Source organism: Flavobacterium sp., from assembly GCF_030146175.1.
Lineage (GTDB): Bacteria > Bacteroidota > Bacteroidia > Flavobacteriales > Flavobacteriaceae > Flavobacterium.
In genome coordinates this window covers 39,060-55,444 of record NZ_JASLCE010000040.1, presented here as the reverse complement: position 1 = coordinate 55,444, position 16,385 = coordinate 39,060, and the positions used below count along the sequence as shown (strand labels likewise).

Genomic DNA, 16,385 nt, shown 5'->3' with positions numbered 1-16,385 from the left:
TTCTTATTTCTTTTTAGCCGTTGTGGTTGCTTTTTTAGTGGTTGCTTTTTTGGCTGTGGTTTTCTTGGCAGCCGTCTTTTTGGCGGGCGCTTTTTTCTCGATCATCTCCTTCACCTCATCCAATGTCAACTTCGACGCATCCACATCTTTTGAAAGTTCGATTTTCACTTTTCCTTTCAGGATTACCGAACGACCCCAACGTGCTTTTTCAACACGGATGCCTTCCTCTTCCCAATTGTGAACTACTTTATCGATATCTTTTTGCAGTTTTTCTTCGATCAATGCTACGATATCCGACTGAGACAGGTTATCAAAATTGTATTTTTTATTTACATTGATAAACATTCCATTCCATTTAATAAACGGCCCGAAACGCCCCACTCCTTTTTGTACCGGTTCGTTTTTATAGGTTCCGATCGGTGCATCGGCTTGTTCTTTTTCTTTGATCAACTCCACTGCTCTATCCAACGAAACATCCAATGGTTCTTCTCCTTTTGGCAAAGAAATAAAGACACTTCCGAAGCGAACATACGGTCCAAAACGGCCATTATTCACCTCTACCTCTTCTCCTTTATAGGTACCCAGATTTTTAGGCAATAAAAATAAGTTTAAAGCTTCTTCTAATGTAATGTTTCCAATATTCTGTTCCGGTCGTAAACTGGCGAATTGTTTTTCTTCGTCGTCCACATCTCCGATTTGTGCCATCGGTCCGAATTTACCCAAACGAACACTTACTTGTTTTCCCGTTTTCGGATCGACACCCAAAATACGTTCACCGGATTCTCTTTCGGCATTTTCTTCTACATTTTTCACGGTTGGATGGAAGTGATCGTAAAAAACACGCATCATGGTTGCCCAATCTTCGTTTCCGGCAGCGATCTCATCGAAATCCTGCTCTACTTTGGCTGTAAAGTTATAATCTAAAATAGTTTCAAAATTCTTAACAAGGAAGTCATTTACGATCATTCCGATGTCAGTTGGAACCAATTTCCCTTTATCCGAGCCAAAATTCTCTTTTAATTCCTGATCAGCGATTTTACCACCTTTCAATGTTAACATGGCATATTTACGTTCCTGACCTTCAAAACTTCCTTTTTCAACATAATTTCTGTTGATGATCGTCGAAATAGTCGGCGCATACGTCGACGGACGTCCGATACCTAACTCTTCCAGTTTCTTTACCAGTGATGCTTCGGTATAGCGTGCCGGCGGACGCGTAAAACGCTCGGTTGCCGTAATATAATTATTGGTTAACTTTTCATTGATTTTTAAAGCCGGTAGCATTCCTTCCTGTTCTTCTTCCTCATCGTCATTCCCCTCCAGGTATACTTTTAGGAAACCTTCAAAAAGCAATACTTCACCTACCGCTCCAAATACTTCTTTGTGGTTACTTGCGACAATTTTCACATTGGTTCGCTCCAACTGCGCATCACTCATTTGCGATGCCAACGTACGTTTCCAGATCAGATCGTATAAACGCGCCTGATCACGGTCGATATTTACCGAATGCAACGACATATCCGTAGGACGGATGGCCTCGTGTGCTTCCTGCGCTCCTTTTGTTTTGGTCGCATAGTTTCTCGGCTTACTGAATTCTTTTCCATAGGAACGGATGATTTCCGCTTCGGCAGCTGTCATGGCTTCCTGCGACAGGTTTACACTATCCGTTCTCATATAAGTGATCAATCCGGCCTCATACAGTCGTTGTGCCAACATCATCGTTACCCCTACCGGGAAATACAGCTTACGAGCCGCTTCCTGTTGTAAAGTCGAAGTGGTGAATGGCGCAGCCGGTGATTTTTTGGTCGGCTTTGTTTCCAGATCGGAAACTTTATAGTCCGATCCGATATTTTGTTTTAAGAAGTTTTCGGCTTCTTGTTTCGTTTTGAAATTATGTGGCAGTTTTGCTTTAAATGTTTTTCCGGCTTCATTAGCAAATTCGGCCGAAACACTATACGATCCTTCTGCTTTAAAGTCCTGGATTTCGCGTTCGCGTTCTACTATTAAACGTACGGAAACCGATTGTACCCGTCCGGCTGATAAACCGCCTTTTACTTTTTTCCAAAGAACCGGCGATAATTCATATCCAACCAAACGATCCAGAACACGTCGCGCCTGTTGCGCATTTACAAGATCGTAATTGATACCTCTCGGGTTTTCAATTGCTTTTTGAATAGCTGTTTTAGTGATTTCGTGAAAAACGATACGTTTTGTCTTGCTTTGATCCAATTTTAGTTCTTCCGCCAAGTGCCATGCAATAGCCTCTCCCTCGCGGTCCTCATCGGAAGCCAACCAAACAATTTCTGCTGACTTGGAAAGATCTTTTAGTTTTTTAACTACCGCTTTTTTATCGGAAGAAACTTCATATTTCGGTTTAAAATTGTTATCAATATCCACACCGATTTCTTTTGATGGCAAGTCCGCTATATGTCCGTAACTTGATTCCACCTGGTAGTCTTTTCCTAGAAATTTTTCTATCGTTTTTGCCTTGGCAGGCGACTCCACAATCACTAAATTCTTTGCCATACTTCTTCTGTTTGTTCCGCAAAAGTATATGATTTTTTTAAATATTACATTTTTTGATTTTTTAAAACCTATTTATTTATTCCCATTTCTTTGTTAATAACGATCCGTAACAACAGCATTTATTCCATTCCAACAATCGTTTTAAACCACCTGATTTAAAAAATCAAACCACCATTTATCCTCAGACTTCTAAAAACGACAACGAGAAAACATTTCACACATTATCACCACTTTTGTTTATAAATAATCGAAAAAGTTAAAAAAATTAACATTTAAAATTTTGGACAAACGCACTTTATGATGATTTTTGAGAAAAGTATTCACATTTCTTACCAAAAAAACTACGATATGCCCTCTTTCATAAACCTTATAAATGATTTTCTACTCAAAAATTCACACTTTTTAAACAAAGAGGATCTGAATCTTCAACTATTATCTCACGAGGATTACCCTAGCTTTCGGTCGGTTTCGGATACATTCGACTATTTTGGTATTGAAAACCTGGCAGCCACCGTTCCTATTGAAGCACTGGAACAACTTCCTGAGTTTTTCCTGACTTTAATCAATATAGAAGGTAAAAGCATTTTTGTTTCGGCACATAAAACCCAAAACCGTATTAGCTGTAAGAGCACGGAAAAGAAACTACAACAGTATAGCTATGCCGACTTTAAAAAGATTTGGTCCGGGACGATTATTGTTGTAGAAAAGAATACGGCGCCATCAAATACCAAAAACAGACAAACATTAGTCTTTTTAGGAATCGCCGCTGCTTTAACGCTACTGACGTTGCTCTATCCCTTTTCGCTTATAGCAACAGTCATCGGTTTGTTGGCAATTATCGGCATTTATATAAGCTGGCTGATCACAAAAGAAGAACTGGGCATTCGGGACACGATTACGGCCACTTTGTGTAGCACATTAAATGAAAAAGGGAGTTGTTCCAACATCATCAATTCCAAAGTTCGCTTTTTAGGCCTGATTTCACTTAGTACTGCTACCGGTGTCTTTTTTGTATCCCAATTGATGGTATTGCTTTTTATCGGTTTTGATACGACTTTTTTTTCGATAGCTTTATTCGCCGCAATACCGGCACTTTTGTATTCATTATACAGTCAGGCATACGTTTTAAAAGAATGGTGCGCCCTTTGTCTGGCAACCGCTTTGCTACTTGTTCTCGAAATGGGCTTTGTTTTTACAGCTCCACTCATTTTCACTTTTAACGCCGCCTACTGGATCAAAGCCTTATTATTTATAACACTGGTGCATTTAGGAATAAACTATACGAAAGCGCTGATCGAAAAAAACATCGCTTTAAAGAAAAGTGAAATGGATTTCTTTAAATTCAAACGAAACTACGGTCTTTTTACCTCCTTATTATATAAGAAACAATTGACCAACAATACTAGTATCCCGCAACAGCATCATGTACGATTTGGTTCCGATAATCCGGTTCTTACGATTCAGGCCGTAACAAATCCTCTCTGCGGCTATTGCACCGATGCTTTTAAAGCCTATTACACGCTATTGGAAAAATACGGAACGGACATCCAGATCCAGTTTATTTTTAGTGTTCCGTATGAAAAACCCGATATGCTATCGACCAAAATTGCATTAGCGGTATTGGATGCCTATTCTCATAACCCAAAACAGGCTTTGCTCCTGTTAAAGGACTGGTTTGACAAAAAGGATATTTCGAAATGGGAAAACAAATCCGGGAATCCAAGTCCGGACAAGTTGCAATTACTACAATCCCATCGTAATTGGTGTGATACCAACGGGATTTTATACACCCCGGCTACCTTTATTAATAGCTATTATTATCCGAATGAGTACAAAACACAAGAATTTATCCTATTTGCCGATGAAATGATTGAGCAATTTCGAGAGACCAATATTTTAGTTACTGTAAACTAAAGCCAGCGGTATTTAACCTAAAACACTTTTTATTTAAAAAAACAGCACTATTTTATCTTTCGAATCCTACAAACTACATGACGTGGTTTGTAGGATTCTTTGTTTATTATCTTTTTCTTTTAGCTACTTCTATAGCTTAATTTTCGCTTTATACTGCTAATGAGTGTATTTGCGTGTTTTGTTGCGTGTCTTTGCGTAGCTTATTTTTAATAAATACTTAAAACGAATCACCACATTTGGGACAGGAGACATTAGCAAAAGTTTAAGTCTATTCCTGAATGTTTATTATCACTGATAATATATCCAATGAATCTATTTTAAAAAAATAATCCATTAAAATTTATACATCATGAAAAAATTAGAAAGTTTAGAACAGGATAAATTTCAATCCTTTAAAGAAAGTGAAATCCAAAATGCGTTTAAAATTATTGGAGGAGTAAAAGTAGCTACGACCTATGGAGGTGGCAATCCGGATTGTTATGATTATCGTACAAATGAAACCGGATCCGTTGATGGAGGCGGTGCTGCCCGGGATTTTTGGTATAGAGAATGTTAGCATTAATTAACTGATAACGTTGAAACATTAACGTTGTCAGTTTTAAATAGCTTGTTATGACACAAAAAACGATACTATTGTTTGTTTTCTATTCTTGCCTTGCTTTTTCGCAATCCAATGATTATACCAAGTATCATACCTTGATAAATAAAGCCGAGGAACTTTACTTTATGGAACACAAAATAGATAGCGCTCTATTTTATTACAATCAGATTTTTAAAGAATATAACTTTATATATGTTAAAGATTTGGTCAACGCAGCTCAAATCGCTCTTTTCGAAAAAAGGCCTTATCGTTTTTATATTGAACAAGGTTTTGAACAGGGGTTAAAAATAGCACATTTAAATTATTATCCGCTCTTTAAAAAAGAGTTGCAAAAATTAAAAAAAGACACTACGCTCACCAAAAAGTATAGTCTAAACAGAAAAAAATATATTGCGCGAATAGACTTTGATTATCGAAATGCTATTTATTATCTCGCTATTAAAGATCAATTGGACAAACGGAAACCAAAATACCATAACATTGTATATAAAACCACCCAAAAGCTTCATGAATATATAAAAAATAAAGGATTTCCGGGTGATAAACTAATTGGCATCGAAGACAACTCTATCTTCCGTGAAATTGGAAAATCATATCTGGATTTATATCAGCAGCGAAAAAAACATAAAGAACTATTCTATATGAACTCTGAAGAAGAAAGTTTATCCACAGTATGGGCACAAATCATTCTTGTCCACAATCCTTGCTCCTATTATCTCCTTAAAAAAACATTATTAAGCGAAATCAAAAAAGGTAATATCCATCCGAGAGACGTAGGTCTCATCTATGATAATGCCTATCGCTATAAGTCAAATTTCCCTTATTACTGTAACAAAATCAAATTAACTGGAGCTTATCTTTTAAATCCTGCTACTTTAGAGCATATAAAAAACATAAATTTAGATACCGTAAATGCGATGAGGAAGAAAATGTTTATTGTTTCAACAATGGTTGATGCTAAAAAAAAAGAGTATGAACTAAAATATGGATTTAAACTTTTTTCCGGCTTTTGGGACTGCCGATAAATGGTATGAAACAAATTTTAATTCAATCGGAACGTGATGATTATAGTACTGACGATGTTTTATCCTGGTTATATCATCTGGATAGTACAATAATTATCAATACATTTTTCGACAGTTATCCTATTAACACATTCGGTCTTGAAATGGATAATAAAAACAAATTATCGATAACGATAAATGGCATAAACATGAATGAGAGCTACTCCTCATGGTATAGAAGAGGCCAACTAACCGCTCCTTTTCACCAAAATGGCAAGTATTCAAACATTCAGAATAAAGTTCACAGAGAAACGATACAGCCTATACGAGAATTTCTAGAAGGTACTATTTCTACAAATGCCATCAATACATTTAAAGACAATTTTGCGAATAAGTTAGATATGCTTTATCAGGCTTTATTACTGAATATCAAGATTCCACCTACTTTAATTACCGAAAGCTCAATCGAATTGCTTGACTTTGTATCCAAAAACATAAAAGTAATCACCAAGCCAATCAAAAATCCATTTATAATTTTTACTCAAGAGGATCATATTGTTGAATTTTCAACACATACAAAATTAATCACACTAGAAGACATCCCTAAAGACCCTTATTATTTTATGCCTTCTTTTTTTCAAAAATATATTGATAAAAAATATGAGATTCGATCGTTCTACCTCAATGGGATTTTTAAAAGCATGGCAATATTTAGCCAACAAAATGAAAAAACAAAAACAGATTTCAGAAACTACGATTACAATAAACCCAACAGATGTATACCCTACAAACTACCCAATAATTTAGAAAAGAAACTTCATAAATTAATGCAAAAATTAAATCTGAATTGCGGCTCATTTGACATTATATATACTCCAAAAAATGAATACTATTTTTTAGAGGTCAATCCAATTGGCCAATTTCAGTGGTTAAGCAGACATTGTAATTATTATATAGAACGTTTGATTGCACAAAAATTACTTATTCATGAATAATCATAAAGAGAATTTATTAAGAGATCTAAAAAACCATCCCGAAAAATATCCTTTTATAGCAAAATATTGGGACATTGAACTCATCTCTAAAAAACAAAATCATTCTATAGAGTTTGGTCACTTTGGTACTAAAGCTACTAATGCTGTTCCGTTTTACAAGCCTTTATCAAAAATAATTGACTTATCTAAACTGCAATGAAAAAAGATTTTTTAAAACTTTTTACAGACTGTCAGATTGTTATGGGTAAAAACAGGGCTATTATTTGTGATCTTCAAAGAAACAAATATGTTTTTATACCTAACAGTTTGGTTTCTTTATTTGATGAGCAAGGAATACTTAACTTGAAAACAGTAAAAAAAGAACTTAATAACGAAGACCTGAGCCTTTTTAAAACCTATTTAAAATTATTAGAATTTCATGAATTTATATTTTATTGTTCTAAAGATGAAGTGACTCGTTTTCCGAAATTAAATCTTGAATTCGATTATCCTGCTACAATTTCAAATACAATATTGGACTTCGACAGAAACTCTAACCATGATTTAAAAACAATTATCAATACTTTTTTAATTCCTACAAATTGCAGGTATATTCAAATACGTTGCTTTGATGAAGTAAAAATGTCTTTTTTAAATGCCATAATACATGAAATTAATTTAAGTTTTCTCAAAGCAGCCGATCTAATCATTAAATACTCTAACGACTTACCTTATGACGAACTTGCCAAATGGGCTCTTACTAATAAAAAAATAAGAAGCATAACCATTCATTCTTCACCGGACAATAAAATCATACAAGATGAAAACTACGGTTTTAGTGTTGTAGTAGCCATCAAGGATAAAATCACATCTGAAAAACATTGTGGGATAATACATCATAGCACTTTCAGTATAAATATCGAAACTTTTACCGAATCCCAAAAAAACAATACTTGCCTCAATCGAAAATTAGCTATTGACAAAAAGGGTAATCTAAAAAACTGCCCTTCTACAAAGGATACTTTTGGAAATCTCAAAAATACATCTTTGGAAGATGTATTAAGTAATCCTAACCTTAAAAAATACTGGGAAATCAATAAGGACCGTATCGATATATGTAAAGATTGTGAGTTTCGTCACATTTGTACTGATTGTCGTGCTTATATTCAAAATCCTAAAAATCCGTATTCAAAACCATTAAAATGCGGATATAATCCCTATACAAATGAATGGTCGGATTGGAGTGTAAACCGATTAAAGCAAAATGCCATAAAATATTATGGCATATAAAAAGCCAACTTTAAAGTTACTATTTAACTTTTTGAATAAAAAAAATAAATTTAAAACTTTCCTTAACAATATTTATATATTTGTGAATATCGAGAATTATCTACAAAACGAACATACACACAATCGCATTATGCATCATTGTAACTAACATTAACAAATAATGTCGCAATTCCCATTCTATAAACAAGCCGATTCCAAAGACTGTGGTCCTACATGTCTTAAAATAATTGCCAAGCATTACAAAAAGGTTATCAATATTCAGAAACTAAGAGCACTTTCCGAAACAACCCGGGAAGGAAGTAATCTGTTATCGCTGAGTGATGCCGCCGAAAGAATCGGTTTCCGTACGCTGGGTGTGCGAATTTCACTGGAAAAACTACAGGATGTACCGCTTCCCTGTATTTTACATTGGAACAACAACCATTACGTGGTTCTCTATAAGGTAAAGAAAAACAAACTCTATGTTTCCGATCCGGCACACGGACTTTTGGAATACGATAAAGAGGAATTTCTTAAATTCTGGATCGGCAATAATGTGACCGAAACCACCGAAGAAGGTATTGCCCTGCTAATCGAGCCTACCCCAAAGTTTTACCAGAATGAATTCGAATCCGACACCAATAATAAAGCTTTTGGCTTCGGACTGCTTTCTAGATACGTATTACGTTATAAGACATTCCTCGTTCAATTGATCATTGGATTAATGGCCGGAAGTTGCTTGCAATTAATCTTCCCCTTTTTAACCCAAAGTGTGGTCGATGTGGGTATCCAGAATCAAAACATCCATTTTATCTATATGGTTTTGTTTGCGCAGTTGTTTTTATTTTTTGGAAAAACCGGACTGGAGTTTATCCGAAGTTGGATTTTACTGCATCTTTCGACCCGTATCAATATCTCCCTGATCTCGGATTTCTTTATCAAACTGATGAACCTGCCAATCTCGTTTTTCGACGTACGAATGACCGGGGATATTATGCAACGTATTAGTGATCATCACCGAATCGAACGGATATTAACGACGTCTTCCCTGAATGTATTATTCTCTTTTGTAAACATGATCATCATGGGGGCGGTTTTGGCATATTACAATCTGACGATTTTTGCTATTTTCTTTATCGGTAGTTTTTTCTATTTCCTATGGGTGACGCTTTTCCTGAAAAGACGGGAGGATCTCGATTACAAGCGTTTTTCGGAAGTCAGTCAGGAGCAAAGTAAAGTAATTGAGCTAATCAATGGAATGCAAGAGATTAAACTGCACAATGCCGAAAAACAAAAACGATGGGGTTGGGAATATATACAGGCGCGCTTGTTTAAAGTGTCTATGAAAAGTCTTGTATTGGAACAAACACAGTCGATCGGTTCCAATTTTATCAACGAACTAAAAAACATTCTGATCATTTTCCTTTCGGCCAAATTGGTTATCGACGGAGCCATTACACTGGGGATGATGATGGCGATCAGTTCTATTGTAGGAAGTTTAAACGGCCCTATATTACAATTGATCGGCTTTATACGGGAAGCACAGGATGCGAAGATTTCACTGGCTCGTTTATCGGAAATACACGAAAAAGACGATGAAACTCAGGATGAAGATGAAAAAATACACGATTTCCCAAAAGACGAAACCTTACATATCAAAAATATTTCATTCCGATATACCGGTTCCGATATGCCGGTGCTGGAAGATGTAAGCCTGACCATTCCGGCCAAAAAGGTAACCGCCATTGTTGGAGTTAGCGGTAGCGGAAAAACCACTTTAATGAAAATTTTGTTGAAGTTTTACGACCCGAATTCCGGAGAGATCTTTTTAGGTCGAACCAATCTTAAAAATATGTCCCAAAAAACCTGGCGTTCGCATATTGGATGTGTCATGCAGGAAGGTTATATCTTTAATGATACGATTGCGAACAACATCGCCCTTGGTGCCGATAAAGTAGATAAAGCGCGACTGGTATATGCCGCCGATGTAGCCAACATACAGGAATTTATCGAGGAACTTCCGTTGGGTTATAATACGAAAATAGGAATGGAAGGTACCGGAATGAGTACCGGACAAAAACAACGTTTACTGATCGCCCGTGCTGTTTATAAAAATCCTGAAATGCTGTTTTTCGACGAAGCAACTTCCGCACTGGACGCCAATAACGAACGGGAAATCATGCAAAAACTGGATCTCTTTTTCCGGGATAAAACCGTAGTGGTTATCGCCCACCGATTAAGTACCGTTATGAATGCCGATCAGATTGTGGTACTGGACAGAGGACGGATTATTGAAGTCGGAAGCCATGACGAACTTGTAGACAGTCGCGGAAATTACTACCGTTTGGTTAAAAACCAATTGCAACTGGGTAATTAAACTAAAAAATCGATCAAATGCCTCAAAATAGAAGTACAGATATAAAGTTAAGAAGCGAAGAAGTTCAGGAAATACTATCGCAGGTACCACATTGGATGATCCGATGGGGCAATATTGTAATTTTCATTATCCTATCGTTAATGTTAATCCTGTCCTGGTTTGTCCGTTATCCGGATATCGTGACTACCGAAATTTCCATAACAACCCAAACACCGCCCGAAAAACTGATCGCCCGAACCTCGGGTCGAATCGAAAAAATATTGGTTCCGGATCGTAGCAAAGTTAAAAAAGATACTCCTTTGGCCGTTATTGAAAATACCGCCAGTTATCCGGATGTTTTTCTTTTAAAAAGCATTACCGATACCTTAAAAATCAATCCGGATTTTAAATTTCCGTTTGAAAAATTAAACGCCCTACAATTGGGGGATATTTCCAGTGTTTTTGCTCTTTTCGAAAAAGACTACGCCAACTACGAACTGAATAAAGACTTACAACCGTATAGCGTTGAAAACAATGCACAACGGTATGAAGCCATTCAGCTAAAAGAACGCTTAGGACTTTTGGAACAACAGGCCTCGATTGCCCAAACCGAATTACAGCTTAAGAAAAAAGAACTGGAACGCTATAAAAAACTATTCGACAATGGTGTGATCGCATTACAGGAATGGGAAACTAAAAATATTGATTACCTGCAAAATGAAAAAAACATAAAAAGTCTGAACTCTCAGATCTCTCAATTGCATTCGTCGTTAAACGAACTCAATCGCAGTAGTAAAACGACTAAAATTAACGAGACCAAAGACCAGATTATCTTTTTCCGGAATATGGCGCAATCCTATAACCAATTGCGAAAAGCTATTGCCGATTGGGACTTGGCGTATGTACTTCGTTCGTCCATTCCTGGCGAAGTGTCCTATTTGCAAATCTGGAAAGAAAATCAAACTATCAATGTGGGTGAAAATGTTTTTACCGTAATTCCGGAATCTTCGACACAATATATAGGTAAAGTAAAAGCGCGAACCGTCAATGCCGGAAAATTAAAACCCAATCAGGATGTCAATATCCGTTTACTGAATTATCCCGATCGCGAATTCGGTATCGTTAAAGGAAAAGTAAAATCCATTTCACTAACACCCGACAAAGATGGCCTTTTACTGATTGACGTTTCCCTTCCGAAAGGTTTAAACACCTCCTATCATAAAAAGATCACCTTTCAACAGGAAATGGGTGGAACGGCCGATATCATCACCGAAGACCTTCGCTTACTGGAACGCTTGTTATATCAGTTCCGGGATCTTTTCAGAAGATAGTCAAAATAGCCATTTCAGGTCTTTTTCAGCACAATCGAAAATCTGTGTTAAACAAATATGCCATCTTGTCAGAAAATAAAATTTAATACTATCTTTGCAGATTATGAAGATTTACACTCTATAGTGCTATATGGAAAAGGTTATTGAAGAAAACAAACAGGGAACCAGTCTTGTTCTCGAAAATAAAGAAGGAAATTCCAAAAAGCTTTTTATCGAAAGCTATGGCTGTGCCATGAATTTTTCCGACAGTGAAATCGTTGCCTCAATTTTGGCCAACGAAGGGTATAATACAACCCAAAAACTGGAAGAAGCCGATTTGGTTCTGGTAAACACCTGTTCTATTCGGGACAAAGCAGAACAAACCGTGCGAAAACGTCTTGAAAAATACAATGCCGTAAAAAAAATAAATCCGGGTATGAAAGTGGGCGTTTTGGGCTGTATGGCCGAACGTCTGAAAAGTCAATTCCTCGAACAGGAAAAAATCGTGGATATGGTGGTTGGCCCGGATGCCTATAAAGATATTCCAAACCTTTTAAAAGAGGTAGACGAAGGTCGCGATGCCATCAATGTTATTTTGTCTAAAGACGAAACCTATGGTGACATCTCTCCTGTGCGTTTACTTAGTAACGGAATCACCGCTTTTGTGTCGATCACAAGAGGGTGTGACAATATGTGTACGTTTTGCGTAGTGCCGTTTACCCGTGGTCGCGAACGTAGCCGTGAACCGCAAAGTATCCTCGAAGAAATCAACGATCTGGCCAGTAGAGGCTTTAAAGAAGTAACACTTTTAGGTCAGAATGTGGATAGTTATTTATGGTATGGTGGCGGATTGAAAAAAGATTTTGAAAAAGCAACCGAAATGCAAAAAGCAACCGCGGTAGATTTTGCCCAGTTATTGGATATGTGTGCCATCGCACATCCTAAAATGCGTTTCCGTTTTTCGACTTCCAATCCACAGGATATGCACGAAGAAGTATTGCATATCATCGCTAAGCATCCTAATATCTGTAATTATATCCACCTACCGGTACAATCCGGAAGTACACGAATTTTACAGGAAATGAACCGTCAGCATACTCGTGAAGAGTACATGACATTGGTCGATAAAATCAAAACCATTATTCCGGGTTGTTCCATTTCACAGGACATGATCACCGGTTTCCCAACGGAGACGGAAGAAGATCACCAGGACACCTTAACCCTTATGGAATATGTAGAATATGACTTCGGTTATATGTTTGCTTATTCCGAAAGACCGGGAACACTGGCCGCTCGTAAAATGGAGGATGACGTTCCGGAAGAAGTTAAAAAACGTCGTTTACAGGAAATTGTTGATTTACAACAAAAACTGAGTCATAAACGAACATCTCGTTTCCTAAACGAAACGGTAGAAGTGCTAATCGAAAAACCATCCAAAAGATCTGACGCCCATTGGTCCGGAAGAAATTCGGAGAATGTGGTGGTTGTTTTCCCTAAAGAAAACTACAAAGTAGGTGATTTTGTTATGGTAAAAATCAACGATTGCACTACCGCAACGCTAATAGGAGAAGCAACCGGTTATTCCGACATGAATTAATGTTGTAAACCGGTCCATTCTATCAATATAACCCAAACAACCTCTGTCATGGAAAACGTCCAAGCCATAAAACAGCGTTTTGAAATCATCGGAAATGATCCGAAACTCAATCGCGCCATCGAAAAAGCCATACAGGTTGCCCCAACCGATATTTCGGTATTGGTAACCGGTGAGAGCGGTGTAGGTAAAGAAAGTATTCCGAAAATCATCCATTCCCTTTCCCATAGAAAACACGGGAAATATATCGCCGTGAACTGCGGTGCGATCCCGGAAGGAACGATCGACAGTGAATTGTTCGGACACGAAAAAGGAGCATTTACCGGTGCAACCGCAACCCGTGAAGGTTATTTTGAAGTGGCCGACGGTGGTACGATTTTCCTTGATGAAGTAGGCGAATTACCGCTAACCACTCAGGTGCGTTTGTTACGGGTACTTGAAAACGGGGAATTTATCAAAGTAGGTTCTTCTCAGGTGCAAAAAACCAATGTACGTATTGTGGCGGCTACTAATGTCAACATGACTAGCGCCATCGAAAAAGGAAAATTCCGTGAGGATTTGTATTATCGTTTGAGTACCGTAGAAATCAACCTTCCACCCCTACGCGAACGAAAAGAGGACATTCACCTGCTTTTCCGGAAATTTGCATCCGATTTTGCTCATAAATACAAAATGCCACCTTTAAAATTAGACGAAGGTGCCGTACAATGGCTTACCAAATACCGCTGGAGTGGAAACATCCGTCAGTTGCGAAATGTAGCCGAACAGATTTCCGTACTGGAAACCAGTCGCGATATTTCACTCGCCACTTTACAATCGTATTTACCGATGGAAGGTAGCAATCTGCCTTCAGTCATCAGCGAGAAAAAAGCCGACAGCGATTTCAGTTCCGAAAGGGAAATCCTTTACAAAATTCTTTTCGACATGAAAAGCGATCTGAACGATCTGAAAAAACTGACGCTGGAACTAATGCAAAACGGGAATACCAACAAGGTTCAGGAAAGTAATAAAAACCTGATCCAACGCATTTATGGTGCTGCCGAAGAAACTGAAATTCCGTTTGAAAAACAAACCAGTCTGGAAGTGATTCCGATGCCTTCGGAAAGTATTCAGGAAGAATTTGACGACGATGACGATGAAAATTATCTGATCGCCGAAGCGGTTGAGGAAGAAGATTCCCTTCGACTGGATCAAAAGGAAATTGAACTGATCAAAAAAGCACTGGAACGCAATAAAGGAAAAAGAAAAGCCGCCGCAGACGAGCTTGGAATTTCCGAACGAACTTTATACCGAAAAATCAAGCAATTCGATTTGTAACACAATGAAAGCTATTAAATACATATTAATTGTCCCGATCCTGTTATTGTTAACCGGCTGTTCCGTTTATAATTTTACCGGAACCGGAAAAATAGACGCCAAAACATTTCAGGTAAATTATTTTCAAAATAATGCCGCTTTGGTTGAACCGGGTATCGAACGAATTTTTACACTCGAACTGCAAAAGATTATTCAGAATCAAACAAACCTGAGTCTTACCAATACCGGTGGCGATCTGATTTATGAAGGTGAAATCACCGACTACCGTATCACACCTATGGGCTCGAACGCCAATCAGGGTGCCGATCAGAACAGACTATCGATCACTGTAAACGTACGTTTCACCAATAAAAATAAATCGGACGATGATTTCGAAAAAAGATTCTCGTTCTATTATGATTTCCCAGGAAATGAGCAATTGGTAGGTTCCCGTTTATCGGAAGCCCTGAATGTTGTTTTCGAAAGGATTACTCAGGATGTATTCAACCAGTCACTAGCAAAGTGGTAACACTCTAAAACTGTTATTTTGAACGTAAACGATTTAACCTATTTACTCAACAAACCCCAAAACATCCAGTCCCGGCAAACGGTCGAACTGGAGGCGGTTTTGCATCAGTTCCCCTATTTTCAGGCGGCTCGTGCAATTCACCTTAAAGGGCTTTACGATGAAAACAGTTTTCGTTATAATCAGGAGTTAAAAAAGACAGCCGCTTATACCACTGACCGGAGTATACTGTTTGAATTTATTACTTCAAATAATTTCACCGCAATCCAGCAGGCTTTTTTTGAGGAAAAAGAAGCCGTAATCCACGATATCATTGTCAACCAGTATAAAGTTGTTATACCGGAAGAAGACAAAACAACGGTTCCGGAAGTCGATCCGTTGGAACAATCCATTCGCTCTTCTATTAAAGAAGCCGAACCGGAACTAGAAACGCCCGAACCGGAAGTATCCGTTACCGAGCAACCCAAAGTAGAAACAGCGTTGGAGCAATCCATCCGTTCGTCTATACGCGTAGCCGAACCGGAAGCTATAGTAGAAACCGAATTACCGGAAGTGGAACCGGTCGTAACAGAACCGTCAGGAATTGAATCGGCTACAGAAAAACTGGAGATCGGTAAACCGTTGGAATTCTCAAAAGAAGAAAAACATTCGTTCCAGGAATGGTTACAACTGGCCAAATTCAGCCCTATCGACCGTGAAAAACCAGCCGATTTAGAAGAAATTGATCCGGAGAAAAAGAAAAAATTAGATTTGATCGACAAATTTATTGAGACAAATCCAAAAATAACGCCTGTCAAAAATACGCCATCAGCTCCCGTAAACATTGAGAAATCCTCGCAGGACACCTCCTACCTGATGACCGAAACACTGGCAAAAGTTTACCTTGAACAAAAAAAATATCAGAAAGCAATTCAAGCTTATGAAATATTAATTTTGAAATATCCAGAAAAAAGTCATTTCTTTGCAGACCGAATTTCGGATATTAAGATATTACAACAAAATAACAATTAAAAAA

General features: G+C 37.6%; 13 protein-coding genes. 12 read left to right on the top strand and 1 reads right to left on the bottom strand.

All coding sequences use genetic code 11. The features are described 5' to 3' along the window. Positions 1-3: 3 nt before the first annotated feature. Positions 4-2,526 (bottom strand): type I DNA topoisomerase, encoded by a 2,523-nt coding sequence (gene topA / locus Q1R07_RS04660; RefSeq protein ID WP_300486463.1) that lies wholly within the window; start codon positions 2,524-2,526, stop codon positions 4-6. 348 nt (positions 2,527-2,874) lie between these two features. Between topA and Q1R07_RS04655 the strand changes: the two genes are divergently transcribed. From Q1R07_RS04655 to Q1R07_RS04600, 12 genes are all read left to right on the top strand, one after another. After that, positions 2,875-4,440 (top strand): vitamin K epoxide reductase family protein, encoded by a 1,566-nt coding sequence (locus Q1R07_RS04655; protein ID WP_300486462.1) that lies wholly within the window; start codon positions 2,875-2,877, stop codon positions 4,438-4,440. A 349-nt stretch (positions 4,441-4,789) separates the two neighbouring features. Next, complete coding sequence (locus tag Q1R07_RS04650) at positions 4,790-4,996, top strand: hypothetical protein (protein WP_300486461.1); 207 nt, start codon at positions 4,790-4,792, stop codon at positions 4,994-4,996. A 56-nt stretch (positions 4,997-5,052) separates the two neighbouring features. Beyond that, a complete protein-coding gene (locus Q1R07_RS04645) occupies positions 5,053-6,066 on the top strand; it encodes a hypothetical protein (protein WP_300486459.1) in 1,014 nt (337 codons plus the stop codon). Positions 6,067-6,071: 5 nt separating this feature from the next. Beyond that, positions 6,072-7,040 (top strand): grasp-with-spasm system ATP-grasp peptide maturase, encoded by a 969-nt coding sequence (gwsG, locus tag Q1R07_RS04640; protein WP_300486458.1) that lies wholly within the window; start codon positions 6,072-6,074, stop codon positions 7,038-7,040. Next, a complete protein-coding gene (locus Q1R07_RS04635) occupies positions 7,033-7,239 on the top strand; it encodes a hypothetical protein (protein ID WP_300486457.1) in 207 nt (68 codons plus the stop codon). Before gwsG ends, Q1R07_RS04635 begins: the two co-directional genes overlap by 8 nt. After that, on the top strand, positions 7,236-8,309 hold the full coding sequence (gene gwsS, locus Q1R07_RS04630) for a grasp-with-spasm system SPASM domain peptide maturase (RefSeq protein WP_300486455.1): 1,074 nt from the start codon (positions 7,236-7,238) through the stop codon (positions 8,307-8,309). The genes Q1R07_RS04635 and gwsS overlap by 4 nt, the downstream gene beginning before the upstream one ends. Positions 8,310-8,469: 160 nt before the next feature. After that, on the top strand, positions 8,470-10,665 hold the full coding sequence (locus Q1R07_RS04625; RefSeq protein WP_300486453.1) for a peptidase domain-containing ABC transporter: 2,196 nt from the start codon (positions 8,470-8,472) through the stop codon (positions 10,663-10,665). Positions 10,666-10,682: 17 nt separating this feature from the next. Next, entirely contained in the window at positions 10,683-11,975 is a 1,293-nt protein-coding gene (locus Q1R07_RS04620) for an HlyD family efflux transporter periplasmic adaptor subunit (protein WP_300486452.1), read from the top strand. Between the two features lie 130 nt (positions 11,976-12,105). Beyond that, positions 12,106-13,551, top strand: a complete 1,446-nt coding sequence (miaB, locus tag Q1R07_RS04615; RefSeq protein ID WP_300486451.1) for a tRNA (N6-isopentenyl adenosine(37)-C2)-methylthiotransferase MiaB — start codon at positions 12,106-12,108, stop codon at positions 13,549-13,551. A 48-nt stretch (positions 13,552-13,599) separates the two neighbouring features. Continuing rightward, positions 13,600-14,865 carry a sigma-54 dependent transcriptional regulator gene (locus tag Q1R07_RS04610; protein ID WP_300486449.1) on the top strand — a complete coding sequence of 422 codons (1,266 nt, stop codon included), beginning with the start codon at positions 13,600-13,602 and terminating at the stop codon, positions 14,863-14,865. 4 nt (positions 14,866-14,869) lie between these two features. Next, positions 14,870-15,373: an LptE family protein gene (locus tag Q1R07_RS04605; protein ID WP_300486447.1), complete on the top strand. Its 504-nt coding sequence runs from the start codon at positions 14,870-14,872 to the stop codon at positions 15,371-15,373. Between the two features lie 18 nt (positions 15,374-15,391). Then, positions 15,392-16,381, top strand: a complete 990-nt coding sequence (locus Q1R07_RS04600) for a tetratricopeptide repeat protein (protein ID WP_300486446.1) — start codon at positions 15,392-15,394, stop codon at positions 16,379-16,381. The last annotated feature ends 4 nt before the right edge of the window (positions 16,382-16,385 follow it).